The organism is Micromonospora sp. CNZ309, from assembly GCF_002846525.1.
Genome location: NZ_PJNG01000001.1, coordinates 6,047,477 through 6,073,770 on the forward strand (window position 1 = coordinate 6,047,477; position 26,294 = coordinate 6,073,770).

At 73.9% G+C, this 26,294-nt stretch carries 24 protein-coding genes; 13 read left to right on the plus strand and 11 right to left on the minus strand.

Translation table 11 applies throughout. From position 1 onward, the window contains the following. Nucleotides 1–606: 606 nt before the first annotated feature. The 3 genes from CLT72_RS26065 to CLT72_RS26075 are packed head-to-tail and all read left to right on the plus strand — an operon-like array spanning nt 607 to nt 5,437. Nucleotides 607–1,974, plus strand: coding sequence for an MFS transporter (locus tag CLT72_RS26065; protein WP_101414011.1), 1,368 nt, complete (start codon nt 607–609; stop codon nt 1,972–1,974). Beyond that, complete coding sequence (locus CLT72_RS26070) at nt 1,971–3,524, plus strand: amino acid adenylation domain-containing protein (protein ID WP_101414012.1); 1,554 nt, start codon at nt 1,971–1,973, stop codon at nt 3,522–3,524. Before CLT72_RS26065 ends, CLT72_RS26070 begins: the two co-directional genes overlap by 4 nt. Before the next feature lie 41 nt (nt 3,525–3,565). Next, on the plus strand, nt 3,566–5,437 hold the full coding sequence (locus tag CLT72_RS26075) for an AfsR/SARP family transcriptional regulator (RefSeq protein ID WP_101414013.1): 1,872 nt from the start codon (nt 3,566–3,568) through the stop codon (nt 5,435–5,437). 6 nt (nt 5,438–5,443) lie between these two features. Here CLT72_RS26075 and CLT72_RS26080 read toward each other — a convergent pair whose 3' ends face one another. From CLT72_RS26080 to CLT72_RS26090, 3 genes are all read right to left on the minus strand, one after another. After that, a complete protein-coding gene (locus CLT72_RS26080) occupies nt 5,444–5,839 on the minus strand; it encodes a RidA family protein (RefSeq protein ID WP_101414014.1) in 396 nt (131 codons plus the stop codon). A 370-nt stretch (nt 5,840–6,209) separates the two neighbouring features. Next, nucleotides 6,210–6,809 carry a ClpP family protease gene (locus CLT72_RS26085; RefSeq protein ID WP_101414015.1) on the minus strand — a complete coding sequence of 200 codons (600 nt, stop codon included), beginning with the start codon at nt 6,807–6,809 and terminating at the stop codon, nt 6,210–6,212. Between the two features lie 138 nt (nt 6,810–6,947). Further along, nucleotides 6,948–7,445 carry a helix-turn-helix domain-containing protein gene (locus CLT72_RS26090; RefSeq protein ID WP_101415398.1) on the minus strand — a complete coding sequence of 166 codons (498 nt, stop codon included), beginning with the start codon at nt 7,443–7,445 and terminating at the stop codon, nt 6,948–6,950. Nucleotides 7,446–7,687: 242 nt separating this feature from the next. Here CLT72_RS26090 and CLT72_RS26095 point away from each other — a divergent pair, with 242 nt between their 5' ends. Next, nucleotides 7,688–8,701 carry a potassium channel family protein gene (locus tag CLT72_RS26095; RefSeq protein ID WP_101414016.1) on the plus strand — a complete coding sequence of 338 codons (1,014 nt, stop codon included), beginning with the start codon at nt 7,688–7,690 and terminating at the stop codon, nt 8,699–8,701. 738 nt (nt 8,702–9,439) lie between these two features. On the opposite strand, the gene CLT72_RS26100 is transcribed toward CLT72_RS26095, so the two are convergent. The 3 genes from CLT72_RS26100 to CLT72_RS26110 form a co-directional block, all read right to left on the minus strand. Then, on the minus strand, nt 9,440–10,474 hold the full coding sequence (locus tag CLT72_RS26100; RefSeq protein ID WP_089002176.1) for a 2-oxoacid:ferredoxin oxidoreductase subunit beta: 1,035 nt from the start codon (nt 10,472–10,474) through the stop codon (nt 9,440–9,442). After that, complete coding sequence (locus CLT72_RS26105) at nt 10,467–12,314, minus strand: 2-oxoacid:acceptor oxidoreductase subunit alpha (protein ID WP_101414017.1); 1,848 nt, start codon at nt 12,312–12,314, stop codon at nt 10,467–10,469. Before CLT72_RS26105 ends, CLT72_RS26100 begins: the two co-directional genes overlap by 8 nt. A 313-nt stretch (nt 12,315–12,627) precedes the next feature. Further along, nucleotides 12,628–14,037 (minus strand): hypothetical protein, encoded by a 1,410-nt coding sequence (locus CLT72_RS26110; RefSeq protein ID WP_101414018.1) that lies wholly within the window; start codon nt 14,035–14,037, stop codon nt 12,628–12,630. 131 nt (nt 14,038–14,168) lie between these two features. Between CLT72_RS26110 and ndhC the strand changes: the two genes are divergently transcribed. Further along, a complete protein-coding gene (ndhC, locus tag CLT72_RS26115; RefSeq protein ID WP_089002173.1) occupies nt 14,169–14,546 on the plus strand; it encodes an NADH-quinone oxidoreductase subunit A in 378 nt (125 codons plus the stop codon). Between the two features lie 49 nt (nt 14,547–14,595). Here the strand turns inward: ndhC and folP are convergent, their stop codons facing one another. Continuing rightward, nucleotides 14,596–15,465, minus strand: a complete 870-nt coding sequence (gene folP, locus CLT72_RS26120) for a dihydropteroate synthase (RefSeq protein ID WP_101414019.1) — start codon at nt 15,463–15,465, stop codon at nt 14,596–14,598. Between the two features lie 469 nt (nt 15,466–15,934). Between folP and CLT72_RS26125 the strand changes: the two genes are divergently transcribed. From CLT72_RS26125 to CLT72_RS26140, 4 genes are all read left to right on the plus strand, one after another. After that, complete coding sequence (locus tag CLT72_RS26125) at nt 15,935–16,579, plus strand: DivIVA domain-containing protein (RefSeq protein WP_101414020.1); 645 nt, start codon at nt 15,935–15,937, stop codon at nt 16,577–16,579. Beyond that, nucleotides 16,576–17,073 carry an SRPBCC family protein gene (locus CLT72_RS26130; RefSeq protein WP_101414021.1) on the plus strand — a complete coding sequence of 166 codons (498 nt, stop codon included), beginning with the start codon at nt 16,576–16,578 and terminating at the stop codon, nt 17,071–17,073. Before CLT72_RS26125 ends, CLT72_RS26130 begins: the two co-directional genes overlap by 4 nt. 193 nt (nt 17,074–17,266) lie before the next feature. Next, a complete protein-coding gene (locus CLT72_RS26135) occupies nt 17,267–17,848 on the plus strand; it encodes a DNA-3-methyladenine glycosylase I (protein ID WP_101414022.1) in 582 nt (193 codons plus the stop codon). A gap of 13 nt (nt 17,849–17,861) precedes the next feature. Then, the gene (locus CLT72_RS26140; protein WP_101414023.1) at nt 17,862–18,485 is read left to right on the plus strand and encodes a hypothetical protein; all 624 of its coding nucleotides are present in this window, start codon (nt 17,862–17,864) and stop codon (nt 18,483–18,485) included. Between the two features lie 137 nt (nt 18,486–18,622). Here the strand turns inward: CLT72_RS26140 and CLT72_RS26145 are convergent, their stop codons facing one another. Both CLT72_RS26145 and CLT72_RS26150 read right to left on the minus strand, forming a co-directional pair. Continuing rightward, entirely contained in the window at nt 18,623–19,414 is a 792-nt protein-coding gene (locus tag CLT72_RS26145; RefSeq protein WP_101414024.1) for an enoyl-CoA hydratase/isomerase family protein, read from the minus strand. Between the two features lie 2 nt (nt 19,415–19,416). After that, on the minus strand, nt 19,417–20,235 hold the full coding sequence (locus CLT72_RS26150) for a PaaX family transcriptional regulator (protein WP_089002167.1): 819 nt from the start codon (nt 20,233–20,235) through the stop codon (nt 19,417–19,419). Between the two features lie 190 nt (nt 20,236–20,425). Between CLT72_RS26150 and CLT72_RS26155 the strand changes: the two genes are divergently transcribed. Beyond that, the gene (locus CLT72_RS26155) at nt 20,426–20,593 is read left to right on the plus strand and encodes a DUF3117 domain-containing protein (protein WP_007455245.1); all 168 of its coding nucleotides are present in this window, start codon (nt 20,426–20,428) and stop codon (nt 20,591–20,593) included. 129 nt (nt 20,594–20,722) lie between these two features. Then, a complete protein-coding gene (locus tag CLT72_RS26160) occupies nt 20,723–22,189 on the plus strand; it encodes a M17 family metallopeptidase (protein WP_101414025.1) in 1,467 nt (488 codons plus the stop codon). A 46-nt stretch (nt 22,190–22,235) separates the two neighbouring features. On the opposite strand, the gene CLT72_RS26165 is transcribed toward CLT72_RS26160, so the two are convergent. After that, nucleotides 22,236–22,823, minus strand: coding sequence for an O-methyltransferase (locus CLT72_RS26165; protein ID WP_089003702.1), 588 nt, complete (start codon nt 22,821–22,823; stop codon nt 22,236–22,238). Nucleotides 22,824–23,123: 300 nt separating this feature from the next. Between CLT72_RS26165 and CLT72_RS26170 the strand changes: the two genes are divergently transcribed. Together CLT72_RS26170 and CLT72_RS26175 are read left to right on the plus strand one after the other, a co-directional pair. Then, nucleotides 23,124–24,446, plus strand: coding sequence for a S1C family serine protease (locus CLT72_RS26170; RefSeq protein ID WP_101414026.1), 1,323 nt, complete (start codon nt 23,124–23,126; stop codon nt 24,444–24,446). A gap of 73 nt (nt 24,447–24,519) precedes the next feature. Next, nucleotides 24,520–24,942: a twin-arginine translocase TatA/TatE family subunit gene (locus CLT72_RS26175; protein WP_101414027.1), complete on the plus strand. Its 423-nt coding sequence runs from the start codon at nt 24,520–24,522 to the stop codon at nt 24,940–24,942. Between the two features lie 105 nt (nt 24,943–25,047). Here CLT72_RS26175 and CLT72_RS26180 read toward each other — a convergent pair whose 3' ends face one another. After that, nucleotides 25,048–26,196: an Mrp/NBP35 family ATP-binding protein gene (locus CLT72_RS26180; protein WP_101414028.1), complete on the minus strand. Its 1,149-nt coding sequence runs from the start codon at nt 26,194–26,196 to the stop codon at nt 25,048–25,050. Nucleotides 26,197–26,294: the final 98 nt, after the last annotated feature.

The window sequence follows — 26,294 nt, forward strand, 5'->3', positions numbered from 1 at the left end:
GGAATGTCGTTGGTCGCTGATTCGGGCGGCGCCTCGGGTTCGCGCGCATCGGGGAAGGGGCGGCGCAAAAGGGGCGTCGACCAGTGGCGAGTCCGGCCGGCGGGCGGCAATGTCCACGCAATTGCCTCAGATGTGGCAGGGGCCGACAGAACTGGCCGTACGTGTTGTTCGGGGCACCGGCGGAGCGCGGGCCGCCGGCCGCCGCCGGACGCGCCGGGGCCGGGGAGCCTGTCGACGTGAGGATGGACACGCATCTTCGGATGACCTATGGTGCAACCAGCGCAACGCAGAGTATTCCCAAAAGGCGCGAAAGGGACTTTTCCGCGATTGATGGAGCCGCCTGTCGATGCCCGTACGCCCACACCGTCAACGCGCGGACCCCGATGACCTGCCACTCCGTGCCGCCCGCCGACCGGTCCGATCGGAATTGCCGGCGCTGACGGGACGGCTGCGCGGATCGGTCGACCATCCGCCCGGTTCAGATGTCACCTAATTGACATGTGCGGCCGGCTAAATGGTCCTTTATCGTTTGTCCGGGCGGTGTGTGCACTTCGCGGCGGAGTCCCCATTCACTTCTCTTAATTCAAGACCGTGTGAGGGATTGTCGTGGCCACAGCTCAACCCACAGTGCAGGCGGATCCGCCCGGAGCCAGGCGAAACGAATGGATTCTGGTCATCTTCACGGGCACCACGAACATCGCCGACGCGGTGGCCCGGATCGCCCTCCCGCTGCTCGCCGCCCAGATCAGCCGGTCGCCCGTCGTGGTCACCGCCGTCGCGGCCATCATGAGCCTGCCGTGGTTGGTGGCCGCGCTGCACGTCGGGGTCTTCGTGGACCGGATGGACCGGCGGTCCCTGCTGATGGGCGCCGAGATCGCCCGGATGCTCTCCGTCGGCGCGCTCCTCGTCGCCGTGCTCGCCGCGAGCCCGACCCTGGCGCTGATCTACGCCGCCGCCCTGGTCATCGGCCTCGCCGACGTGGTGGCCGGCATCGCTGGCGCCTCCATCGTCCCGTCGGCCGTGCCGAAACACCGGTGGGAGACCGCCAACGCGCGGATCACGGCCCTGGAGTACCTGTTCAACGGCTTCGCCGGGCAGCCGATCGGCGGCTTCCTGGTGGCGGTCGGATTCGGCCTGGCCCTCGCCGTCACCGGCTTCGCCTACGTGGCCGGCGCGGTCCTGCTGCTCCTGCTGGTCGGCAACTTCAAGGTGGCTGCCCCCGCGCGCAAGCGTTCGGTCAACGAGGACATCCGCGAGGGCCTCCAGTTCCTCTGGCAGCACCGGCTGCTCCGGACGATGGCGCTGCTCATCGCGATCATGGCCGGCTGCTGGGCGGCGTGGCTCGCCCTCATCCCGGTCTACGCCGTGGGCGGCCCGCTCGGGCTCGACGAGCGGCAGTACGGCTTCCTGCTCACCTGCCTCGGCGCGGGCGGGGTGATCGGCACCGTCATCGTCGGGCCGGTCAACCGGTGGATCGGCCGGCGCTGGTCCATGTTCACCGACATCGTCGGCGCCTTCGCCCTCGTGGCGGCCCCCGCACTGCTGCCCGCCGCGCCGTCCAGCGCCTGGGTCATCGGCGCCGCCGCGTTCATCGCCGGCGCCGGCGGCACGATGTGGACGGTCAACTCGCGGTTCATCACGCAGTCGCTGGTGCCGGCTGACATGCTCGGTCGGTTCAGCGCGGCGAGCCGCCTTGTGGCCTGGGGCATGACCCCGGTCGCCGCGATCCTCGCCGGCATCCTCGCCCAGGTCTTCTCCTACCAGGTGGCGTTCGGCTTCTTCGCGGTGCTCTGCGTACTGCTGATCTACCCGTTCTTCAAGGTGGTCACCCGCGAGCGGATCGCGGAGGTCGACGGTCCGGCCGCCGAGCCGGCCGCCGCCCCGGCGCCCGGCGGGGGCCCGGACGAGGGCGGGGGCGCCGCCGACGACGGCGGGGACCTGCCGGAGGCGGCGACGACCGGCGGCTCCCGGTGAGCACGGCCGGCCCGACCCTCTACCAGGGGTTCACCGACACGGTCCGCCGGCATCCCGACGCCCCGGCGCTGCGCGTCGCCGGGCACGAGCTCACGTACGCCGAACTCCTGGACCGGGTCGAGCGGCTGGCCGGCCGGCTGGTCGAGCTGCACGGTCGCCCGCCCCGGGTCGTCGGGCTCTGCGCGTCGCGCAGCCTCGCGGCGTACGTCGGCTATCTCGCCACGTTGCGCCTGGCGGCGACCGTCGTGCCGCTCGGCCCCGACACGCCGGCGGAACGGATCCGGCGCACCTGCGCCCACGCCGGGGTGGACGCCCTGATCGCCGACGACGCCGGCCGGCGGGTGGCCGACGAGGCGGCCGGGCCCGTCGGCGTCCTGCACCTGCCCGACACCCCCGAGCACCGCTGGTACGACGTGCCGGCCGAGCGGTGGACGCAGGCGTACGCCGGCGGCCCCGACGACGTCGCCTACACCCTGTTCACCTCCGGCTCCACCGGCACGCCCAAGGGGGTGCCGGTCCGGCACCGCAACCTGACCCCCTACCTCGCGCACTGCGTCGAGGCCTACCAGGTGGGCCCGGGCTCGCGGCTGTCGCAGACCTTCGAGCTGACCTTCGACCCGTCGGTGTTCGACATGTTCGTCGCCTGGCTGTCCGGGGCGCTGCTGGTGGTCGCCGCGCCCGGCGACGCCCTGGCCCCCGTCCGCTACGTCAACGACAACGGGATCACCCACTGGTTCTCCGTACCGTCGGTGGTCTCCCTGGCCCGCCGCCTGCGCAGCCTGCGGCCCGGCAGCATGCCGGGCCTGCGCTGGAGCCTCTTCGCCGGCGAGCAGCTCACCCTGGCCCAGGCGCGGGCGTGGGCGGACGCCGCGCCGGGCAGCACCCTGGAGAACCTGTACGGGCCGACCGAACTCACCGTCACCTGCACCCGCTACCAGCTCCCCGCCGATCCGGCGCGCTGGCCCCGGACCAGCAACGACACCGTGCCGATCGGGCGGATCCACCCGCACCTGGAGGGGGTCCTGCTGGCGGCCGACGGGGTCGCCGGGGACGACGGTGAGCTCTGCGTACGGGGCAGCCAGCGGTTCGACGGCTACCTCGACCCCGCGCAGAACCACGGCCGGTTCGTCGACCACGACGGCCGCCGGTCGACGCCGGTCGACGGCCCGCCCGGCCCGGCGAGCTGGTACCGGACGGGGGACCGGGTCCGACGGGAGGACGGCGAACTGGTCCACCTGGGCCGGCTCGACGACCAGGTCAAGATCCACGGATACCGGATCGAGCTGGGCGAGATCGAGTCCGTCCTGCGCCGACATCCGGGGGTGCACGACGTCGTCGTCCTGGCGCTGCCCGCCGGCGCCGGGGAGGTCGAGCTGCACGCGCTCTACACCTGCGACACGGTGGCGGAGCCGGCACTGGCCGCGCTGGTGGCCGACCACCTGCCGCCCTACATGGCGCCGGCGCGCTACCACCGGGTCGAGTTCTTCCCGGTCAACGCCAACGGCAAGGTCGACCGCCGGCGGCTCGCAGCCGACGTCGGGCTGGTCTGAGCGGCAGCGACCCCCACCACGCTCACGAATCGAGAGCAGAGATGCCCATCCCGCGGCAAGCACCACCCGCCCGCCTGCGTTTCCGGTTGATGGGGCCGGTGGAGTTCCACGACGGTGTCCAGTGGCGGGGGATCGGTTCGGCGAAACAGCGCGCCCTGCTGGCGATGCTGCTGCTCAAGGCCGACCAGGTGGTGTCGCTCGAACAACTGGTCGCCGAACTCTGGGACGACCACCCGCCGGCCTCGGCCAGCGGCCTCGTCGCCGGGTACGCGTGGCGGCTACGCCGCGCCCTCGACGACCGCGACGGTCAGGTCCTGACCACCCGCAGCCCCGGCTACCGGCTGGTCGTCGCCCCGGAGACGATCGACATCGGCGAGTGCGAGCGGCTGATCCGGCAGGCCCACGCCGATCTCGCGGCCGGCCTGCCGGAGGCCGCCGTCGAGGGGTTCGACGCGGCGCTGGCGCTGTGGCGCGGCGTCCCGCTGGCCGACGTCCGCCCGACCCCGCTGGTGATGGCTGAGGTGGCCCGACTGGAGGAGACCCGGATCGCGACGGTCGAGGCGCGGATCGGCGCCGAGCTGGAGCTGGGCCGGCACAGCATGCTGCTGCCGGAACTGAAGGTGCTCGTCAGTCAGCACCCCCTGCGGGAGCGCCTGCACGCCCACCTGATGACCGCCCTCTACCGCGACGGGCAGCAGGCGGTCGCCCTGGGCGCGTACCGGGACCTGCGGCGGCTGCTGGTCGACGAGTTGGGCATCGAACCCAGCGAGTCGCTGCGGGAGCTGGAACAGCGGATCCTGCGCAACGACCCGTCGCTGCGGCTGCACCGTCCCGGGGCCCGCCCGCCCGCCCGGGTCACCACGTCGAGCCCGCCGGCCTCCCGGTTCCCCGCCGACCCGGTGACCCTGCACGGGCGGGGCGCCGAGCTGGCGCGGCTGGTCGGCGGGGTGCGGTCCGGGCGGGTCGGCGTGGTCCAAGGCCTGGCCGGTGCCGGGAAGACCGCCCTGGCCGTACGCGCCGCCCACGAGCTGGCCGCGGAGTACCCGGGCGGTTCGGTGTTCGTACCCATGGGCGGGGGGACGTCCGACGGGCCGGCGGAGGCCGCCCGGGCGGTGCGGGTCCTGGCCGAGGCGCTCGGGGCGTCGTCGACGAGCGACCACCCCGCGTCGGGCTGGTCGACCCTGCCGACCGGCCGCCGGGTCCTGGTCGTCCTCGACGACGTGGCGACCGCCGCGCAGGTACGCGTCCTCGGGCCGGTGCCCGCCGGCAGCGCCCTGATCGTCACCTCGCGGTCCGGGATGACCACCCTCGACGGCGCCGCCCGGGTCTCGGTCGGTTCGCTGGACACCGAGGACGCGCTCGACATGCTCCGCTACCACCTCGGCGCCGAGCGGGTGGACGCCGAGCCCGAGGCGGCGCGGACGCTGGTGCAGCGCTGCGACGCCCTGCCTCTGGCACTGCGGATCGCGGCCGCCCGGCTGGCGACCCGGCAGAACTGGTCCCTCGCCGCCTTCGCCGCCCGGCTGGCCGATCCCGCCGGCCGCCTCGACGCCCTGGTCTGCGAGTCGATGACCATGCGGGACTGCCTGGCCGGCGCGGTGCGGGTGCTGTCCCGGTACGGCGACGGCGACGGCCTGGCGCTGCGGGCGCTGCGCCTGCTCAGCCGGCTGGACCGGGGCACGGTCAGCGTGTCGAACCTCGCCGCGCTCTCGGGCCAGCCGCCGGTCGCCGCCGAGGTCGCCGCCGAACGCCTGGTCGACGCGGGCCTCGCCGAGGCGCTGCCGGACGGCCGCTACCGCATCCCCGAGCTCGTCCGGGCCCACGTGCGCGAGCTGGGGCGCAGCCCGGAGTGCGACCAGGTCGTCGCCCTGAACGCCCAACTGCCCACCACGACCGCCCGGCCGCACCGGTGAGCCGGGTCAGGCGACGGCGATCGCCTCGATCTCGATGATCCACTCCGGGTCGAAGATCCCGGTGACGATCACCGTCAGGGCCGGGCGGTGCGCGCCGAGCACCTCGTTGCGGACCTTGGTGTTGACGTCGGCGTGCCGGCGGTCGGCCAGGAAGGTGGTGACCTTGACCAGGTTGTCGACGTCCATGCCCGCGTCGGCGAGCACGGCCCGGATGTTGTCCCAGACCAGTCGGCACTGGGCCTCGGGGCTGGCCGGGACGTGGCCGTCCCGGGTCTGGGGGATCTGCCCGCTGATGAACAGCATCCGTCCGGCGGTCTGGACCTCCAGCGCGTTGTGGTAACCGCCCGTGGCCTCCGGCACCGACTCGGGGTTGATCGGCCTCATCTGCATGGTCTCGATCACGGTGAAGTCCTTCCGATTGTCCGGGGGAATCCGGATTACGGACTGTGACCTTAGTCTAAAGGTCGTCCCGGGGTCCCGATCCCGGTAGGACCGGGAGACGCGTCGTTCCGACCTCTTTCTGGTACCCGGACCGGGGCCCGGTCCAACCCTTTCTGCCCCGCCGTCGCCGGATGTAACGAGATTCGTCGGCAAGACGCTGTGCCCCGCGATCCGCGCGGAATCCCAGCAGCCGGAATAGGCTCCGCGTATCGACGGCCGGCACAGCGGCGGCCCTCGCGTACCGGGGGGTCGGACGCGGATCGAGGGGGCGCGTCCGACGCCGGTGTGACCTGACGTTGCCCGGGACCGCCCCCGTCGCGGCCCGGGCCCGTCAGCTCGCCGGGAGCTGCTCGGCCTTCGTGACGACCCGGTCGATCAGGCCGTACTCGCGGGCCTCCTCGGCGGTGAACCACCGGTCGCGGTCCCAGTCCCGCTGGATCTCCTCCAGGCTGCGCCCGCTGTGCCGGGCAATCAGCTCCTGCATGGTCCGCTTCACGTGCAGCATGTTCTCCGCCTGGATGGTGATGTCGGCGGCGGTGCCGCCCATCCCGCCGGAGGGCTGGTGCATCATGATCCGCGAGTGGGGCAGTGCGTAACGCTTGCCGGCCGTGCCCGCGCAGAGCAGGAACTGCCCCATCGAGCCGGCGAAGCCCAGCGCGACCGTGGCCACGTCGTTGCGGACGAACCGCATCGTGTCGTAGACGGCCATCCCCGCGCTCACCGAGCCGCCCGGCGAGTTGACGTAGAGCACGATGTCCCGCTCCGGGTCCTCGGCGGCGAGCAGCAGCATCTGCGCGCAGATCTGGTTCGCCGAGGCGTCGGTCACCTCGGTGCCGAGGAAGATGATCCGCTCCTTCAGCAGCCGATCGAACACCTGGTCACCGAAGGACGGCTGTCCACCGTCCAGCATCCGCACGTCGAGACCGATCATCGCGTCCGCCCTTCCGACAGTGCCGGCGGGCGACCGGAGGACGCCCGGGGGACCGGCCCCTCCAGCCTGCGTGGAGCGGCCCGCGCGGAGCCAACGATTCTGCCGGCGGCAGATCAGCCTGCGGCAGAACCGGCCGGCCTACACGAGGATCGACGCCCGCGCGCCCGCCCGCGTCCGCGCGCAGCCGAGCGCGACACGGGTACGCGGACCGCGGCGACCGCCGACGGCGGAGGCGGGCCGCCCGACCCGGAGGGTCGGACCGCCCGTGCGTGGGGCCAGGTGCAGCAGTGGGCCGCCGGTACGCGGGCCGACCCACGCGACAGGGGTGGCGGCGTCGGGCCGGCCGCCCTCCGCCCGCTCCAGCCGGGACAGGCCGGCCCGGGGCGCGGCCGGGATGCGCGGCTCGACGCGGCGCAGGTCGTCGCGCGCCTCCTCGAGCAGGTCGGACAGGTGGATGCCGAGCGCCCGGCAGATCGCCGCCAGCACCTCCGAGGAGGCCTCCTTGCGGCCGCGTTCGACCTCCGACAGGTAGGGCACGGAGACCCCGGCCGCCTCGGCCACCTCGCGCAGCGTGCGGCCCTGCCGCAGCCGCAACCGACGCAGCACCCCGCCGATCACTCGTCGCAGCAACGACATGCGGGCCTCGCTCTCGGGCTCGTCGTCCAGGGACGATTTCATCATGCCTCCTGTCGGGTGCGCGGGTCGTCCCGTCCTGCCGCGCGTCGTGCCCGCAGCCGGGTGTCCCCGGCCCGGACCTGTCCTTCGTCGCGTCGACCCGGGGGACGTGACCCCTGGTGGGCGACCTCGCCGTGCGAGATCCGCGCGGGCCGCTATGTTGTGGTCGTGCAGGCGACGACAGGGCCGGGGCGGGCCCTCACGTGATCCACTTTCCCGCGCAGCGACGGGGCCCCCTGAGCGCACTGAGTCTCCGGCTCGCCGCCGCCGTCGGTCTGGTCTTCGCCACCGTGGCCGTGGTCTACCTCGACCGGGACGGCTACCGCGACGTCAACGAGGACGGGATGACCCTCCTCGACTGCTTCTACTACACGGTGGTCACCCTCTCGACCACGGGCTACGGGGACATCGCCCCGGTCAGCCAGAGCGCCCGGCTGATCAACGTCGTCTACATCACGCCGGCCCGGGTGATCTTCCTGATCATCCTGGTCGGCACCACCCTGGAAGTGCTGACCGAGCAGTACCGCACCGGGCGTCGCCTGTCGCGGTGGAGGAGAGCCGTGAAGGACCACGTCATCATCTGCGGCTACGGCACGAAGGGCCGCAGCGCGGTCTCCGCCCTGCTGGAGAACGGGCTCGACAAGTCCCGGATCGTGGTGGTGGAGCGCAGCGGTCCCGCGCTGCGGCAGGCAACCTCGGCCGGCCTGGTGGCGATCGAGGGCTCGGCGACCCGGTCGTCGGTGCTCAACGAGGCGCACGTACGCAACGCCAAGGCGGTGATCATCGCGACGGACAGCGACGACGCCTCGGTCCTGGTGGCCCTGACCGTACGGCAGCTCACCGCCGGGCAGGTACGGATCATCGCCGCCGCCCGCGAGGCGGAGAACGCCCCGCTGCTCAAGCAGAGCGGTGCCCACCACGTGATCGTCTCCTCGGCCACCGCCGGCCGGCTGCTGGGCCTGTCCACCTCGGCGCCGCCGTTGATCGACGTGGTGGAGGACCTGCTCACCCCCGGCCAGGGCATGGCGCTGGCGATGCGCTCCGCCGAGCGCTCCGAGGTGGGCCGCTCCCCCCGCGAGCTGGATTCGCTGGTCATCGCGCTGGTCCGGCGGGGCAAGGTGGTCACCCTGGCGGACAAGGCCGGCGCGGTCATCGAGACCGGCGACATGCTGGTGCACGTACGCGACGACCGCCCCGAGGCGACGGCAACCCCCTGACCGGCGGCCCGCCCTGGCCCCGGACGGTCCTGGCGGGCCCACCTCGACCCGGACGGCCCTGGCGGGCCCACCTCGACCTGGACGGTCCTGGCGGGACCGTCCTGGCTGTCGTCCGACCGGACCGGTGCCCTGCGGATGTTCGCCGGCGCAGGTGCCGGCTGCGGGTCTGCGTCGGGCCCGGCGTCCGCCGGTGCGGCACTACGGGTCGCCGAGCAGCATGCATGCGCAGCACGCTCATCGGACCGGCATGGTTACGCTCAGTGTTCGACCTCTAGGTCCCCGCCCTATGTCCTCCGGACGCTTTGCTCTGCATCCTCATACGCAACAGGCACCCAGGGTTACTGGTGCCCATGAGGATGCAGAGCAAAGGGCGCGAGGGGTTTAGTCGCCCCCGAGGGCGGCTCACGCTGAAGGCGCTGGTCAAACGCTTTCGGAGTCAGGGGGTGGCGAGCACCTGCCTTGCCGCGCCGACGAGATCGTTACTCCCCGTAGTAACCTACGGAAAATGCAGAAGCGTTACTCAGCGTGACCGGCTGGGGGGGGTCGGAGGAGACGGGTCAGGGGGCGGCGAGGGTTTGCGCAGGCGGCTGCGTGTTCCAGCAGGGTGAAGCGCTGGCGGTGACCTGTTCGCCGGACACAAGGCGTCGACGGGCGGGCCGCCGGGAGGGCCGCAGCCGGCGCGCGGGGCGGGTTGGCCGACCTCCCCGGCGCTCGCTCAGGGACGGTCGGCCGCGTCGGTCAGAGGATGGTCCAGGTGTCCCCGCTGGCGAGGAGGCCGGCGAGCTGCTGCTCGGGCGTCTCGGTGACCTTCGCCTTCGCCTCGGCGAGCTGCTCCTGCACCACGCTGTCGTACGACGGGCGGTCCACCGAGCGGAACACGCCGATCGGGGTGTTCCGCAGGTCCAGGCCGGGCAGCCGGGACAGCGCGAAGGCGTACGCCGGGTCGGTGACCGTCGCGTCGTGCACGACGATCTCGCCCGGGCTGACCGACGCGGTCTCCCGGACCTCCAGGCCGAACCCGCCGGGCGGGTGCACGACGCAGAACTGCCCGTCCTTGCCGAACGTGATGGGCTGCCCGTGCTCCAGCCGGATCAGGAAGTCGTCGCGGGTGGCCGGCTCCTTGAGCTGGTCGAACGCGCCGTCGTTGAAGATGTTGCAGTTCTGGTAGATCTCCACGAACGCCGAGCCCTGGTGCTCCGCGGCGGCCCGCAGCACCGACTGGAGGTGCTTGCGGTCGGAGTCGATGGTGCGCCCCACGAAGGTGGCCTCGGCCCCGAGGGCGAGCGACAGCGGGTTGAACGGCGCGTCGGCCGAGCCGGCCGGCGTCGACTTCGTGACCTTGCCGACCTCGGAGGTCGGCGAGTACTGCCCCTTGGTCAGGCCGTAGATCCGGTTGTTGAACAGCAGGATCTTCAGGTTGACGTTGCGGCGCAGCGCGTGGATCAGGTGGTTGCCGCCGATGGAGAGCGCGTCACCGTCACCGGTGACCACCCAGACCGACAGGTCGGGCCGGCTGGCCGACAGGCCGGTGGCGATCGCCGGGGCGCGGCCGTGGATCGAGTGCATCCCGTACGTGTTCATGTAGTACGGGAAGCGCGACGAGCAGCCGATCCCGGAGACGAAGACGATCCGCTCGCGCGGGATGTTCAGCTCCGGCATGAACTGCTGGATCGCGGCGAGGATCGCGTAGTCGCCGCAGCCGGGGCACCAGCGCACCTCCTGGTCGGACTTGAAGTCCTTGGCGGTGAGCTTGAGGGCGACGGGCTCAGACATTCTTCAGGACCTCTTCCAGCATCGTCTCCAGCTCGGCGGCGGTGAACGGCAGGCCGCGGACCTGGTTGTAGCCGATCGCGTCGACCAGGTACTTGGCCCGGATCACGTGGGCGAGCTGGCCGAGGTTCATCTCGGGGATGACCACGCGGTCGTAGGAGCGCAGCACCTCGCCGAGGTTGGCCGGCATCGGGTTGAGGTGCCGCAGGTGCGCCTGCGCGATGGCGTGGCCCCGCTGGCGCAGGCCCCGGCACGCCGCGCCGATCGGCCCGTACGTGGAGCCCCAGCCGAGCACCAGCACCCGGGCGTCGCCGTCCGGGTCCTCGACCTCGACGTCCGGCACCGGGATCGTCTCGATCCGGGCCGCCCGGGTACGCACCATGAAGTCGTGGTTTGCCGGGTCGTACGAGATGTCGCCGGTCTTGTCGGCCTTCTCCAGACCACCGATGCGGTGCTCGAGCCCGGCGGTGCCCGGCACGGCCCACGGCCGGGCCAGGGTCTGCGGGTCGCGCAGGTAGGGCAGGAACGTGGTGCCGTCGTCGCCGTTGGGCTTCGTGGCGAACTCGACCCGCAGGTCGGGCAGCGACTCGACGTCGGGCAGCAGCCACGGCTCGGAGCCGTTGGCGACGTAGTTGTCGGAGAGCAGGATGACCGGCGTGCGGTAGGTCAGCGCGATCCGGGCCGCCTCGAGGGCCGCGTGGAAGCAGTCCGACGGCGACTTCGGCGCGATCACCGCTACCGGGGCCTCGCCGTGGCGGCCGTAGAGCGCCATGTTGAGGTCGGCCTGCTCGGTCTTGGTGGGCATGCCCGTCGAGGGGCCGGCCCGCTGCACGTCGACGATGACCAGCGGCAGTTCCAACGCGACCGCGAGGGAGATCGTCTCGCTCTTGAGCGCCACGCCCGGGCCGCTGGTGGTGGTGACGCCCAGCGAACCGCCGTACGACGCGCCCAGCGCCGCGCCGACGGCGGCGATCTCGTCCTCGGCCTGCATGGTGAGCACGCCGAAGCGCTTGTGCTTGCTCAGTTCGTGCAGGATGTCCGACGCCGGGGTGATCGGGTAGGCGCCCAGGAAGACCGGCAGCCCCGAGCGGACGCCGGCGGCCACCAGGCCGAGCGACAGGGCCGCGTTGCCGGTGATGTTGCGGTAGGTGCCCGGCCGCATCTTCGCCGGCTTGACCTCGTAGCGGACCGCGAAGTCCTCGGTGGTCTCGCCGAAGTTCCAGCCGGCGCGGAACGCCGCGACGTTGGCCGCGACCAGTTCGGGGCGGGCGGCGAACTTGCGCTCCAGGAAGCGCAGCGTCGACTCGTAGGGGCGGTTGTACATCCAGGAGAGCAGGCCGAGGGCGAACATGTTCTTGGCCCGTTCGGCGTCCTTCTTCGACACCGCCTGCTCGGCGAGCGCGCCGACCGTCATCGAGGTCAGCGCCACCGGGTGCACCACGTAGCCGGCGAGGGAGTCGTCCTCGAGCGGGCTCGACTGGTAGCCGACCTTGGCCAGGTTGCGCTTGGTGAACTCGTCGGTGTTGACGATGATGTCCGCGCCCCGCGGCAGGTCGGCCAGGTTCGCCTTGAGCGCCGCCGGGTTCATCGCCACCAGCACGTTGGGCGAGTCGCCGGGGGTGAGGATGTCGTAGTCGGCGAAGTGCACCTGGAAGCTCGACACGCCCGGCAGGGTGCCGGCGGGGGCCCGGATCTCGGCCGGGAAGTTCGGCAACGTGGAGATGTCGTTGCCCAGCTGCGCGGTCTCCGAGGTGAACCGGTCGCCGGTGAGCTGCATGCCGTCGCCGGAGTCACCGGCGAAGCGGATGACCACCCGGTCCAGTTGACGGATCTGCTTGGTCACGCCTGCACCTCGCTTCGCTGGGCGCGGTCGCGCGGGCGGCTGAACATGATGGTGACCTCGCCTTGCCCGGCCACGTGACCTCCTTGACGCACCGCTGCACCGAACCCGCGGAGGCGGGCCCGGTCCGCTGTAGTTACCTCACCCGAGAGCCTACGTCGAATCGCCGCCCCAACCTTCTCGGAGGCCGCCCTGTGGGATGCGATCCAGCGAGATTCCACCCCGATTTGAGGTGTTTCCATCCGTCCGCCGTAATCCAGATCACCGGTGGCGCAGCGGTGGGGACGCCGAGCCGGCGTCGTCGGGGACGTCCGGGTCACTCCGTCGGCGCCGTGGACGGCCCGACGGCCGGGGCGGCCATCCGCCGCCGCAGCGACGTGGTCGCCAACGCGAGGGCGAACACCACCAGCAGCGTGGAGATCACGATCAGCAGGACCGCCGTACGCCGCACCGAGCCGTCTCCGCCGCCGCCGCTGACGGCCGGGACGTCGGCGGCCAGCACGCCCTGCGACCCGGTCGGCGCGGGCGGCGAGGCCACCGGTGTCGCCAGCGCGGCAGCGGCGGTGATCCGGAAGCTCATCTGCACCTTCTTCGCCCGGCCGCTGCGCGGGTCGAGCTGTCCGAGTACCGCGCCGGCCAGCGGGGCCTGCCGCTGGGCCTCGGCGGTCGCCGAGACCGGCAGTCGCAGTTGCGTGGTCCGGCCGGCGGCGAGGGTGCCCAGCTCGCAGCGCGTACGGGTGGGGTCGACCGTGGTGCAGCCGGCCGGGGGAGCCGGCACGGTCACCCCGGCCGGCAGGACCACCTCGACGCGGCCCTCGGCGTCCACCCGGCCGGTGTTGCCCAGGCGTACGTCGAGCCCGCTCGACCCGCCGCTGATGTCGAAGGAGACCGCCTCGGCGTCCAGCCGGATCCCCGGCACCGGCGGGCCGGGCGGGAAGAGCACCGCGAAGCCCTCGTCGTCGCCCACGGTGCCGGCCACGCCGGGCGCGGTCGCGGTGACCCGTACGGAGCCGCTGAGCGGCATCCGCTTCCACGCGTCGCCGTCGACCCGTACACGGAGCAGGGTGCTGAACCGGGCGCCGGGCGCGCTCGCCCACTCGCCGCAGCGGTGCTCCCCGCCGGCGACCGGGGCGCAGCCCACGGTGCCGGCGTCGGTCAGTCCCGCCGGGAGCGTGTAGGCGAGCCGGATCCGGGCCGGGGTGGCGCCCGTGTTCGTGATGGTCACCCGCAGCGTGGTCACCGTGCTCGGCGCGTTCCAGTAGCCGGCGGTGAGGGTGACGTCGTCGGTCGTGACGCTGACTCCCGCCACGGGCGCCGGCTGGGTGGGGGCGGGCGCGGAGGGCCGCACCGGCGGCACGGACGGCGCCGGGGGTGGCGCGCCGGTGGTGGGCACCGCGGTGGTCGGCAGGGGCTGTTCCGGGGCCGCCGTGGTCGGGGCGGGCTCGGTCGTGGCGGGCGGGGGCGGGCTCTCGGGCGGCGGCGCCGTGGTGGAGGGCGCCTCGGTGGGGACCGGTCCGGGTTCGGTCGGATCCGCCGTGGGCGGGTCCCCGCCCGGCTCCTCGGCCGGCTCGCTCGAGGGCGAGGCGGCCCTGGCGACGGCGGGCGCGGCGGTCGCCCAGCCCGGCGTCGCGGTGACGGTCAGCCCGACCGCGAGGCCGATCACCAGCAGGGGTACGGCGCGTCGGTCACGCGCCCGCCGGCCGGGCCGTACGTCCACGCGCGCCATCTGTCCTCCGGTGACGATGAGTGAGATCCCAATATTCGACAATTGTTGCCAAGCGGCACTAGTCCCCGGGGGAAACAAATCCGTAACGGGTTCGACCCGGGCGGCGCCGAGGACCGGTAGGCTCGGCGACCGTGACCGGTTACCTGGGCTCGTACGCGACGCTCGGGCTGCTCCTGCTCGCCAGCGTCCTCTTCTTCGTTACGGCGTTCTCAGCCAACCGGGTGTTACGTCCCGCCCGACCGGCGGATCCCTTCGGCAAGCGCGCCACCTACGAGTGCGGCCTCGACCCCGTCGGCGCCGACTGGGCGCAGATGCAGATCCGCTACTACGTGTACGCGTACCTCTACGTACTGTTCGCCGTCGAGTCGGTGTTCCTCTTCCCCTGGGCGGTCGTCTTCGACCGGCCGGGCTTCGGCATGGTCACCGTCGTGGAGATGGCGGTCTTCGTCGCGGTGCTGGCGCTCGGCATCCTCTACGCCTGGCGCAAGAACATCCTGCGCTGGTCCTGACCGTCCCCGGGCGGTCGACGGTCGTCCTGCCGCCCCGGTGCGGCGACGGTCAGGCGAGGCCCCGCCGGGTCAGCGTCGGCGGGCGGTCGCCCCGGATCGAGGCGACCATGTCGAGCACCCGGCGGGTGGGACGCACCTGGTGCGCGCGGAACACCCGGGCGCCCAGCCAGGCCGAGACCGCGGTGGCCGCCAGCGTCCCCTCCAGCCGCTCGGCCACGGGCAGGTCCAGCGTCTCGCCGATGAAGTCCTTGTTCGACAGGGCCACCAGCAGCGGCCAGCCGGTGCCGGAGAGCTCGCCGAGCCGGCGGGTGATCTCCAGGGAGTGGCGGGTGTTCTTGCCGAAGTCGTGCGCCGGGTCGATCAGGATCCCGTCGGCGCGTACGCCCAGCGCGACCGCCCGTTCGGCGAGCCCGGTCACGGTCGTGAGCACGTCGGCGACCACGTCGGCGAAGGCCGCGCGGTGCGGGCGGGTGCGGGGCGCCAGGCCGCCGGCGTGCGAGCACACCAGCCCGGCGCCGGTGCGCGCCGCCACCTCGGCCAGGGCCGGGTCCGCGCCGGACCAGGTGTCGTTGAGCAGGTCGGCGCCCGCCGCCACCGCCTCCACCGCCACCTCGGCCCGCCAGGTGTCGATCGAGATCACCACGTCGGGGAAGGCGGCCCGGACGGCGGCGATGGTCTCCACCGTGCGGCGGATCTCCTCGGCCACGTCGACCTCGGCGCCCGGGCCGGCCTTGACCCCGCCGATGTCGATGATCTCGGCGCCCTCCCCGACCGCCCGCTCCACGGCGCGCAGCGCGCTGTCCTGGGCGAAGGTCGCGCCCCGGTCGAAGAACGAGTCCGGCGTGCGGTTGACGATCGCCATCACCACCAGCTCGTCGGGGCCGAACGTGCGCCCACCGAGTCGAAGCGCCCCGACCATGCCGCCTCCTGAAGGTCCACCGCCGCCGACCCGTGCCCGCCGCCGGCCGGTCACGACGCTAGCCGGTCGGCCCGGGCCGGGCCCCGCCGGTCCGGCGGCCCCGACGACCGCGACGGCACCTCCGGCCGCGGCTGGCGCGGGCCCACGGCCGGTTTCGCGGAGCGTGCCTCGGCTGCGTCGGGCCTCGACGGCCGGTTTCGCGGAGCGTGCCCCGGCTGCGCCGGGCCTCGACGGGCGGCGGTGTAGTCCCCTCGTCTGATACCACACAGGTATTTTTATGCCGCCCAGGTATCAGCGTTCCGGCGGCAGCGGTCCCCCTCGACTCCCCTGGGCAGGACGATCGACTTCGCGGCCCCGGCGCGGCGCGGCGCGCCCGCAGCGGGCGCCGGGGCGGGCTCCTGTGCCGCGGATCCGGGACGCTGCGGGTGGTGGGGTCGCTCCGGGCGGTTCGACGTGCCACGATCTGTGCATGGGTCAGGTTCTGCTCCTGCTGGTCGTGGCGTTGACCGTCGCGGCGGTCGTGTTCGGGGTGACGGTGCTGGTCTCCGGTCGGGATCCCGGCCTGGCACCCGCTGAGCCGGACGGGCGGGCCGTGCCGTTGCCGGCGGCCCGACCGCTGCGCGAGTCCGACGTGGGCGAGGTCCGGTTCGACACCGCGCTGCGCGGCTACCGCATGGCCCAGGTCGACCACGCGATGCGCCGGGCGGCCTACGACATCGGCTACAAGTCCGAGCTGATCGGCGTGCTGGAGGCGGAGGTCGCCGCGCTGCGCGAGGGCCGGACGGCGGACGCCGACGCCCTGCGCAAGGCGCGGGAGCAGGCAGCCGCCGAGCCGTCGGCGGCGGCCCGGGGGACGGTGCCGGTCGGGGCCGACCGGCCGGACGCGGCGGGGGACACCGACGTGGTCGTCGAGCCGATCCCCGCTTTCGTGGGCCCGACCGCCGACGCGGCCGACGACACCGTCGGCCGGGCGGACGCGGTCGACGACACCGTGGTCCGGTCCGAGGCAGCCGACCGTGCCCCCGCCCGGACCGGGGCGGGCGACGACGGTCCGGCGCGGACGGCGGGCGACGCGACCGGTCCCGGCCCGGTGGTCGGGTCGGAGTCGAAGTGACCGGGCCGGAACCCGGCGACGACCTGCGCGACGTCACGCAGCCCGGCGCGGGCGAGGTCACCGCCACGGTGATCGTCGACGCGCCGGCGGACCGGGTCTTCGCGGCGCTGACGGCCTGGGAACGGCAGTCGGACTGGATCCCGTTCACCACCGTCCGGGTGGTCGAGGGCGACGGCGGCGAGGGCAGCCTGGTCGAGGCGGTCACGGCGCTCGGCCCCGCCGTGCTGCGCGACGAGATGCGCGTGGTGCGGGTGGACGCACCCTACGAGGTGGGGGTGGTGCACTGCGGGAAGCTGCTGCGCGGCCCCGGCGTGCTGCGCTGCACGCCGCTGGAGCGCGACCGCACCCAGGTCGTCTGGCACGAGTGGTTCCACCTGCCGGGCGGCCCGGCGGGCCGGGTGGCCTGGCCGGTGCTCTGGCCCGGGTCGAAGTTCAGCCTGACCCAGGCGTTGAAGAGGTTCGGTCGGCTGGTGGAGCAGGGCCGGCTGCCCTGACGGTGGGCGGGCCGGTCTGCGTGCCCTCGTCGAGCGAATTCCCCTGATCGACTCGACGTCGCCGACATCGGGGTGTCGGCCGGCCCGGGACCCCCCGATGTCGCCGACCGCGGGCGGTACGGGCCCGTCGACCGAGGCGCGCCGCGGCACCGTGGGGCGCGGGCCCGTCGGTACGGTGTCCTAGCGTGGACGCGTGACTGACCTGGTGATCGGCGCCGACGGGCTCCCGCGATGCGGCTGGGGGCACAGCACCCCCGACTACGCCGCCTACCACGACACCGAGTGGGGCCGCCCCCTGCGTGGCGACGACGCGCTCTACGAGCGGCTCACACTGGAGGCGTTCCAGTCGGGGCTGTCCTGGCTGACCATCCTCCGCAAACGTCCCGCCTTCCGGCTGGCCTTCGACGAGTTCCGCATCGAGACCGTGGCCGGCTACGGCGACGCCGACGTCGCCCGGCTGCTCGCCGACGCCGGCATCGTCCGCAACCGGGCGAAGATCGAGGCGGCGATCGCCAACGCCCGGGCGGCGCTGGAGCTTCCGGAAGGGCTCTCGGCGCTGCTCTGGTCCTTCGCCCCGCCGCCCCGGCCGGCCCGACCCGCGTCCTTCGCGGAGGTGCCGGCCCTGACGGCCGAGTCCACGGCGATGGCCAAGGCGCTCAAGAAGCGGGGCTTCCGCTTCGTCGGCCCGACCACGGCCTACGCGCTCATGCAGGCCACCGGGATGGTCGACGACCACCTTGCGGGCTGCCACGTCGTGGCGGCGCGGGCGGCGTGATGGGATGGAGGCCATGACGACCGACACCGCGCACCGGGTGGACGGGGCCCGCCCCGCCGACGGCACGGGCGCCTGGGCGGTGCTGCTGCCCACCGGGCGCTACGAGTCCGAGCGGCTCGTCCACCACGACACGCTCGAGTTGACCGGCCTGACCGACGACTCCGGGCCCCGCCCCGGCGACCGGGTGGCCGTGCTGGTCGACGCGCCGCCCCGGCTGGTGGCGCTGGGCCGGGTCGCCGCGGCGGCCGGCCAGGAGCGGGAGGACCCGGACGATCCGCAGTCCGAGCGGGTCGAGGCGCCGCTGGTGGTCGCGTACACCCGGCGGGCCTTCGACGAGCCGGTGCCGGCCGACGCGCTGGCGCTCGACGGGCCGGTGACCGCGCTGGACCCGTCGGCCTTCCAGGAGCTGGCCGACCGGTTGGGCCCGCCACCACGACGACGCACCTGGCTGGTCAGCCTCGACCTGCCGATCGAGGCCGCGTCGCCCGCCGAGGCGGTCCGCCTGTTCTGGGCGTACGTGCAGGAGCTGGGCCCCCGCGAGCTGCCCGCGTTCGTCTCGCCCTCGGGCGACGAGCTGGCCATGCAGGCGTTCGTGCTCGGCGCGGAGGCCAACCAGGACCCGGAGGAGGACGACTGATCCGCTCCAGCGGCGTCCGCGCGTCGACGCCCTGGTGACTGCCGCCGGTGATCGCCGTACGCGCCGGCTCACGAGCCCTTTCAGGCGCGACCGGCCGCCTGCGGGTGTGGCGGGAGGCCGGCCGGCCCGGGAGGGCGTCAGCGGCCCTCGTAGACCGGCTTCTGCTTGTTGACGAAGGCCTGGGTGGCGGCGCGGTGGTCGGCGGTGCCCCCGCAGATCGACTGCGCCTGCGCCTCGGCGGCCAGGGCGTCGGCCAGCGTGCCTGCGTCGGCGATGGAGAGCTGCCGCTTGATCGCCCCGTACGCGACGGTCGGGCCGGCGGCCAGCCGGGCGGCCAGCTCCTGCGCGGTCGGCAGCACCTGCTCGTCGTCCTCCACCAGGCGGTTGAGCAGCCCGAGCTGGCAGGCGTCCGCCGCGCGTACGGGCTCGGCCAGCATCAGCAGCTCGATGGCCTTGGCGTGGCCGACGAGCCGGGGCAGCGTCCAGGAGGCGCCGGTGTCGGCGGCGAGCCCGATCTTGGCGAACGCCATCAGGAAGCTGGTCGACGGCCCGCCGATGCGGATGTCGGCGAGGAACGCCAGCGAGGCGCCCGCCCCGGCGGCCATCCCCCGCACGGCGGCGACCACCGGCTTGGGCAGGTTGGCCAGCCGGGCGGCGATCGGATTGTAGTGCGCGCGCACGGTGTCCAGCGGGTTGCCGTCGGTGGACTCCAGGGTCTGCACGTGCTCGCGCAGGTCCTGCCCGGCGCTGAACGACCGGCCCGCGCCCGCGAGCACCACCGCGCGGCAGGACCGGTCGGTCTCCAACTCGGCCAGCGTGTCCCGCAGCGCCTCCTTGAGCGCCACGTCCAGCGCGTTCATCGCCGTCGGTCGGTTCAGCGTCAGGGTGACGACGGCGTCGGTGCGGTCGACGAGCAGCGGCTCGGTCACTTCTAACGACCCTTCTGTCGGGCGATGCGGTTGCCGGAGTCGAGGCACTGCTCGACGTACCGGTCGGCGGCCGGCCGCAGCCGGGCCGCGTGCCGGTCGAAGAAACTGGCCGCGGCGGTGCCGGGCCAGCGCTCGGGGAGCAGCGCCGGGGGCAGCTGCGGGTCCCGGAACAGGAAGGTACGCCACGCGTGCACGAGCCGGAACCGGGCGGCGTACGCCTCCTCGTCGAGGCTGCGCACCGTGACCCCGGCCAGCAGCGGCCGCTGCTCGGCGACGAACTGCTCGTACGCCTGGCCGATCTCCGCGAGGTCCCAGGCCCGGCGCACGACGCCCATGGCGCCGGGGGTGCCGGCGGTGTGCGCGGCGGTGAACCGCTCGTAGCGCACGCCCGCCTCGTCGAGCAGCACGTCCACGTCCTCGCCCGGCCGGGTCGCCACCCAGGTGCACTCGTCCAGGGCGCCGTAGCCGAGGAACGTCAGGTTGGCGGCGAGCCGTTGCCGGTCCCGGCGGGACAGGGGGGCCTCCAGCACCAGCAGGTCGAACCGTCCGTCCCAGGTGATCCGGCCGGTCCGGTAGATCCGCGCCGCCGCCTCGTCCAACCGGCGGGCGGCTTTCGGTGTGATCGAATATCCCGGCCCGGAGGTCAGCCGGCACGGGTCGAGCCACCCCTGGCGGACCATCCGGGAGACCGCCGTGCGCACGGCGGGCGGGGCGATCCCGAGTGGCGCCAGCAGCCTGACCAGGGCGGCGACGGGTGCCCGGCCGCCCCTCGCCCGGAGGTGGTCGCCGTACAGGTCGAAGAGTGCCGACCGTGCCTGCATGACCGCACATTGTGACAGGCCTTCTCAGGATAAGCTAGATGCTGTTACATCAATGCTGCTTCGGTTTGGGTCCGGCGGTGTTCATCAGGGAAAATCGTTGGTCGACACCCCCGCGTAGGTTGCGGGTGGTCAAGACGAAGTGGCTGTGGGGCAACCCACCGACCCTGGTGTAGGTCTGAGGGGAGACAACATGGCGGCGATGAAGCCGCGGACGGGCGACGGTCCGCTGGAAGTCACCAAGGAGGGCCGGGGCATCGTCATGCGCGTCCCGCTGGAGGGTGGTGGCCGGCTCGTCGTCGAGATGACTCCCGACGAGGCCAACGCACTCGGCGACGCACTGAAGGCAGCCGCCGGCTGACCGAGGAACGGTCCGCGCGCCCGCGCGGGCCTTTCGTCAACCCCTGAGCCACCGGCCCCGCCGGTGGCTCAGGGTCTTCATTCCCCGCGGAGCCGCGCTCCGCGAGCTTCCCTGGAGGTACGGCTCCGCGTGCTCGCCATCCGTCTGCTCGCCGAGCCCGACCGGCTCGACACGCTCGTTCTGCCCGTCCGGCCCGGCCCGGCCGACGGCGACCCGGTCCGACCGGCCCCGACCGCCTCGGCGCTGCCCGACGGCGTGGCCGAGGAGGCCGCCGCCCTGGCGCCGGCGGCCCGGCTGACCGGGCGCCCCGGCGAGGTCCAGTCGCAGCTGCGCCCCGGGCGGGATCCGGGCCGGCTGCTGCTGCTCGGCGTCGGCGAGGGCGACGAGGCGGGCTGGCGGGCGGCTGGGGCGGCCCTGGCCCGTGCCGCGAAGGATGAGACACACGTCACGTTGGCGATGCCGGCCGACGCCACGTCGGCGGCCGTACGCGGACTCGTCGAGGGGCTGCTGCTGGCCTCCTACCGGTTCCGGCTGACCGACGCCGGCACCGCCCCCGCCCTGGCGGAGGTCGACGTGCTGGTGGCCGACCCGGGCGCGCACACCGCGACCGTCGAGGCGGCCCGGACGACGGCCCGGATGACCCGCTTCGCCCGCGATCTCACCAACACCCCCTCGTCGGTCAAGAACCCGCAGTGGTTCGCCGAGCAGGTCGCCGCCCTCGCCGCCGACGTGCCCGACCTGCACCTGCGCGTACGCGGCCCGGACGAGCTGGCGGCCGAGGGCTTCGGCGGGATCCTCGCCGTCGGCGGCGGCTCCGCGAGCGGCCCGCGCCTGCTGGAGCTCGACTGGCGGCCGGCCGACGCGCGTACCCACGTGGTGCTGGTCGGCAAGGGGATCACGTTCGACACCGGCGGCATCTCGATCAAGCCGGTGGCGGCGATGAAGCTGATGCGCAAGGACATGGCCGGGGCGGCGGCGGTGGTCGCGGCCACCCTCGGCGCGGCGGCCCTGCGCCTGCCGGTCCGGGTCACCACGCTCGCGCCGCTGGCGGAGAACATGCTCAGCGGCTCGGCGTTCCGCCCCGGCGACATCATCCGCCACTACGGCGGCACCACCAGCGAGACCACCAACTCCGACGCCGAGGGCCGGCTCGTGCTGGCCGACGCCCTCGCGTACGCCGTGGCCGAGCTGCGGCCCGACCTGCTGGTCGACCTCGCCACGCTCACCGGGGCGAACGCGGTGGCGCTGGGCAAGCGCACCGGCGCCCTCTACAGCGACAACGACGCCCTCGCGACGGACGTGCTGGCCGCGATCGCCGCCGCCGGCGAGGCCGCCTGGCGGATGCCGCTGCCCGCCGACTACGCCGAGCACCTCGGCAGCGAGCTGGCCGACCTGCACAGCTCGCCGGACCGGGGCGCCGGGTCGGTGATGGCGGCGCTCTACCTGCGGGAGTTCACCGGCGAGCTGCGCAACCGGTGGCTGCACGTGGACATGTCCGCGCCGTCCTGGGCCGACGGCGACGACGCGGAGCTGACCCGGGGCGCGACCGGCTGGGGCGTACGCTCGCTGCTGCGCTGGCTGGGCTCGCTGGCTTGACCGCCGGGCGGTGCCCGCCCCGGGCGGGCCCCCGGTCAGCGGCGGGTCAGCACTTGACGGCGGCGAGCAGCCCGTGGCCGACCGGCAGCAGCGCCGGGATCCAGTGCTCGGACTCGCGGATCGCCTTGATGGCCTCGCGGACGGTCACCGTCTCCACGTCGCGGGCGGCCGGGTCACCGATCCGGCCGCCGGCCAGCGTGCCGTTGAGCGCGACCACGCCGCCCGGGCGCAGCAGCCGCAGCGCGGCGTCGACGCAGGCGGCGAACCCGGTCGCCTCGGCGTCCACGAAGACCAGGTCGTACGCGCCGTCGGCGAGCCGGGGGAGCACGTCCAGCGCCCGGCCGGTGATGATCCGGGTGCGGCCGGCGGCGAAGCCCGCCTCGGTGAAGATCCGCCGGGCGATCCGCTGGTGCTCGACCTCGACGTCGATGGTGGTGAGTACGCCGTCGGCGCGCATCCCGCGCAGCAGCCAGACGCCGCTGACGCCCGTGCCGGTGCCGATCTCCACCACCGCCCGGGCGCTGCCGGCGGCGGCGAGCAGCCGCAGCGCCGCGCCGGCGCCGGGGGTCACCGCCTCGAGGCCGACCTCGTGGGCCAGGCTGCGGGCGGTGCGCAGGACGAGATCCTCGGTCACGTACGACTCGGCGAAGTGCAGGGTCTGGGCCGTCGAAGTGCCGGAACCGGCGACCGTGGCGATGGGACACCTCCGGGCGGCATGCGTGGTGCGGGGGCGGGTGGGCACTGTGAGCCTAGAGGCGACGTCGAACGGGCGCAGCCGCGCGTCCACCACCCGACGATCACGGTCGGCAACCGGTGACTCCATCCGCCGCATCCATGTAATCCTGGAAGCGGTGTTCCGGCGGGCGCGACCGGGCGACGCTGTCGCCGGGTCCGTCGAGCGCGGGACCCGGGGACGGACTGGGAGGGCACCGACGTGACCGACGGCTGGGACTGGCGCCAGCCCGGGGGAACTCCGGCACCGGCGCGACCGCCGCTGCCCGGACACCCGCCGGTGGGCCGGCCGCCGACGCCTCAGGGCGGCGGGGGCGGCACGACTTCGCCCTGGTGGTCCGACGCGCTGGCCGACCCGTGGCGCGACCCGACGGCGCCGACCGCCGTGGTGCTGCCGGCCGCGCCGAGCCCCGGCACTGAGCCGGAGCAGGTCCTCGACCCGGACGCTCCGGGCCGGCCGACGTTGCGGCAACTGCTGCTCATCCCGTTGATCACCGCGCTGCTCGCGGGCAGCCTGGGCGGCGCGCTCGGGTACGCCTTCGCGGTGCGTGGGGGTGCCGTGGCCAACACGGTGCTCGGCGCGGACCCGCAGGCCCCCGGCCTGGCCCAGCGCAGGCCCGAGTCGCTGGCCGGGGTCGCCGAGCGGGTGCTGCCCAGCGTGGTGACCGTCCGGGTGGCGAGCCTCGGCGGCACGAGCGAGGGCTCGGGCTTCATCGCCAGCGCCGACGGGCACGTCATCACCAACGACCACGTGGTGGCGGGGGCGACCGGCAAGGCGTCGGTGGTCTTCAACGACGGCAGTTCCGCCCCGGCGACCGTCGTCGGGCAGGACCCGGAGTCCGACATCGCGGTGATCAAGGTCTCCAGGACGGGGCTGCGGCCGGTCGAGTTCGGCGACTCCGACGCGCTGGCCGTGGGCGACCCGGTGCTGGCCATGGGCTCGCCGCTCTCGCTGGCCAACACGGTCACGGCCGGCATCGTCAGCGCCCTGGACCGCACGATGCGGGCCGGCGAGCCGGGCGGTCCCACGCGCTACTACGCGGCGATCCAGACCGACGCGGCCGTCAACCACGGCAACTCGGGCGGCCCGCTGGTCGACGGCGCGGGCCGGGTGATCGGGGTCAACTCGACCATCAAGTCGCTGGTCTCCGACGGGCAGGAGGCGGGCAACATCGGCCTCGCCTTCGCCATCCCGATCAACCAGGCCAAGCGGATCACGCAGGACATCATCGGCACCGGCAAGGCCCGGCGCACGGTGATCGGCGCCCAGGTCGGCGGGGCCGGCGCGGGCACCGGAGGAACCGGCGTACGCCTGGCGGCGGTGGAGCCGTCGGGCCCGGCGGCCGGCGCGGGGCTGAAGGCCGGTGACGTGATCCTCAAGCTCGACGGCCGGCCGATGACCGAGCCGACCGACCTCATCGCGCTGGTCCGCAAGTTCGCGCCCGGCGCGGTGGTGACCGTGGAGTACCGCCGGGGCGCCAACCGGCAGAACGCCTCCGTGACGCTGGCCGCAGACGCCAAGTAGGGTCCCACCACCCCTCCCCGGGCGGTGCCCGACGTGCGTAGTCTTGCTGCTGACGCCGAAGGAGGCCCGCGCAGTGTTCGAGAACCTGAACTGGTGGGAGATCGGTGCGCTGCTGCTCCTGGCGCTGCTGATCTTCGGTGACCGGCTGCCCGCGGTGATCAGCGACGGGCTGCGCATGGTGCGCAACCTGCGCGCCATGGCCAGCAACGCCACCACCGACCTCAGTCGGGAGCTGGGCACCGACATCCAGCTGGAGGACCTGCACCCGAAGGCGTTCATCCGCAAGCACCTGCTCAGCGAGGAGGACGAGCAGGCGATCCGGAAGCCGTTGCAGGGCGTCTACGACAACCTGCGGGCGGACGTGACCGGCGTGCACAACGAGCTGAAGGACGTGGCCTCCGCCGCCGACCTGCGCGCGGGCGGCGGCCGCCCGGCCACCGCCACCGGCGCCGCCCCGGCCCCCGCTCCCCGGGTCAGCTACGACGACGCGACCTGACCCCGCCCGCCGTACCGCGCCGGAGACGGCGACGGAGGCGGCGCTCCCGGGGGAACGCCGCCCCCGCGTGGGTGGCGACGGTGCCGGTCAGCGGCCGGCGTACGGTCAGCGGCCGGCGGGCTTGAGGCCCAGCGGCTTGCCGAGCAGCGACTCCCGCCGTACGGCGAGCCGGTCGGCGACCTGACCCAGCGCCTTCGCGGCCGGCGACTCCGGCTCGGCCAGCACGATCGGGGTGCCCACGTCGCCGGCCTCGCGGACCCGGGTGTCGAGCGGGATCTGCCCCAGCAGCGGCACCTGGGCGCCGATGGTCTTGGTCAGCGACTCGGCGACCGCCTGCCCGCCGCCCGCGCCGAAGACCTCCATCCGGGAGCCGTCCGGCAGCTCCAGCCAGGACATGTTCTCGATGACGCCGACCACCCGCTGGTGGGTCTGCAACGCGATCGCGCCGGCCCGCTCCGCCACCTCGGCGGCGGCGGTCTGCGGGGTCGTGACGATCAGGATCTCGGAGTTGGGCAGCAGTTGGGCCAGGGAGATGGCCACGTCGCCGGTGCCCGGCGGCAGGTCGAGCAGGAGCACGTCCAGCTCGCCCCAGTAGACGTCGGCGAGGAACTGCTGCAACGCCCGGTGCAGCATCGGGCCGCGCCACACCACGGCGGCGTTGCCGGCGGTGAACATGCCGATCGAGATGACCTTCACGCCGTGCGACTGCGGCGGCATGATCATGTCCTCGACGCGGGTGGGGCGCCCGTCGGCGCCGAGCATCCGGGGCACCGAGTGGCCGTAGATGTCGGCGTCGACCACGCCGACGGAGAGCCCGCGGGCGGCCAGCGCGGCGGCCAGGTTGACCGTGACGCTGGACTTGCCGACGCCGCCCTTGCCGCTGGCGACCGCGTACACGCGGGTGCGGGAGCCCGGCTGGGCGAACGGGACGACCGGCTCCTGGGAGGCGCCGCCGCCGCGCAGCTTCGCCTGGAGTTCCTGGCGCTGCTCGGGGCTCATCACGCCGAACTCGATCGTCACGCCGGTCACCCCGGGCACCGCGCCGACGGCGGCCGTGATGTCGGAGCGCAGCTTGTCCTTCAGCGGGCAGCCGGCGACGGTGAGCAGCAGCTCGACCCGTACCACTCCGTCGTCGCCGACCTCGGCGGAGCGGACCATGCCCAGTTCGGTGATGGGCCGGCGGATCTCCGGGTCGTTGACGGTGGCCAGCGCGGCCTGGATCGCGTCGGAGACGGTGCTGACGGGAGCTGACATGCCCGCAATGCTACGTCGGCGGCCCCGCCCCACCGCCGCCAGCGGGGGCCGGTGTGAGCGAATCGATGGCGACGGCTGGGCCGAGCGCCGTACCGGGC

Coding starts and splice junctions, on each gene's coding strand:
- CLT72_RS26140 (WP_101414023.1), top strand. CDS start 17,862: ATGACGACCGACACCGCGCACCGGGTGGACGGGGCCCGCCCCGCCGAC.
- CLT72_RS26155 (WP_007455245.1), top strand. CDS start 20,426: ATGGCGGCGATGAAGCCGCGGACGGGCGACGGTCCGCTGGAAGTCACC.
- CLT72_RS26125 (WP_101414020.1), top strand. CDS start 15,935: ATGGGTCAGGTTCTGCTCCTGCTGGTCGTGGCGTTGACCGTCGCGGCG.
- CLT72_RS26085 (WP_101414015.1), bottom strand. CDS start 6,809: ATGATCGGTCTCGACGTGCGGATGCTGGACGGTGGACAGCCGTCCTTC.
- CLT72_RS26100 (WP_089002176.1), bottom strand. CDS start 10,474: ATGTCTGAGCCCGTCGCCCTCAAGCTCACCGCCAAGGACTTCAAGTCC.
- CLT72_RS26180 (WP_101414028.1), bottom strand. CDS start 26,196: ATGTCAGCTCCCGTCAGCACCGTCTCCGACGCGATCCAGGCCGCGCTG.
- CLT72_RS26150 (WP_089002167.1), bottom strand. CDS start 20,235: ATGCAGGCACGGTCGGCACTCTTCGACCTGTACGGCGACCACCTCCGG.
- CLT72_RS26090 (WP_101415398.1), bottom strand. CDS start 7,445: ATGTCGTTGCTGCGACGAGTGATCGGCGGGGTGCTGCGTCGGTTGCGG.
- folP (WP_101414019.1), bottom strand. CDS start 15,465: ATGGTCGGGGCGCTTCGACTCGGTGGGCGCACGTTCGGCCCCGACGAG.
- CLT72_RS26075 (WP_101414013.1), top strand. CDS start 3,566: ATGCCCATCCCGCGGCAAGCACCACCCGCCCGCCTGCGTTTCCGGTTG.
- CLT72_RS26110 (WP_101414018.1), bottom strand. CDS start 14,037: ATGGCGCGCGTGGACGTACGGCCCGGCCGGCGGGCGCGTGACCGACGC.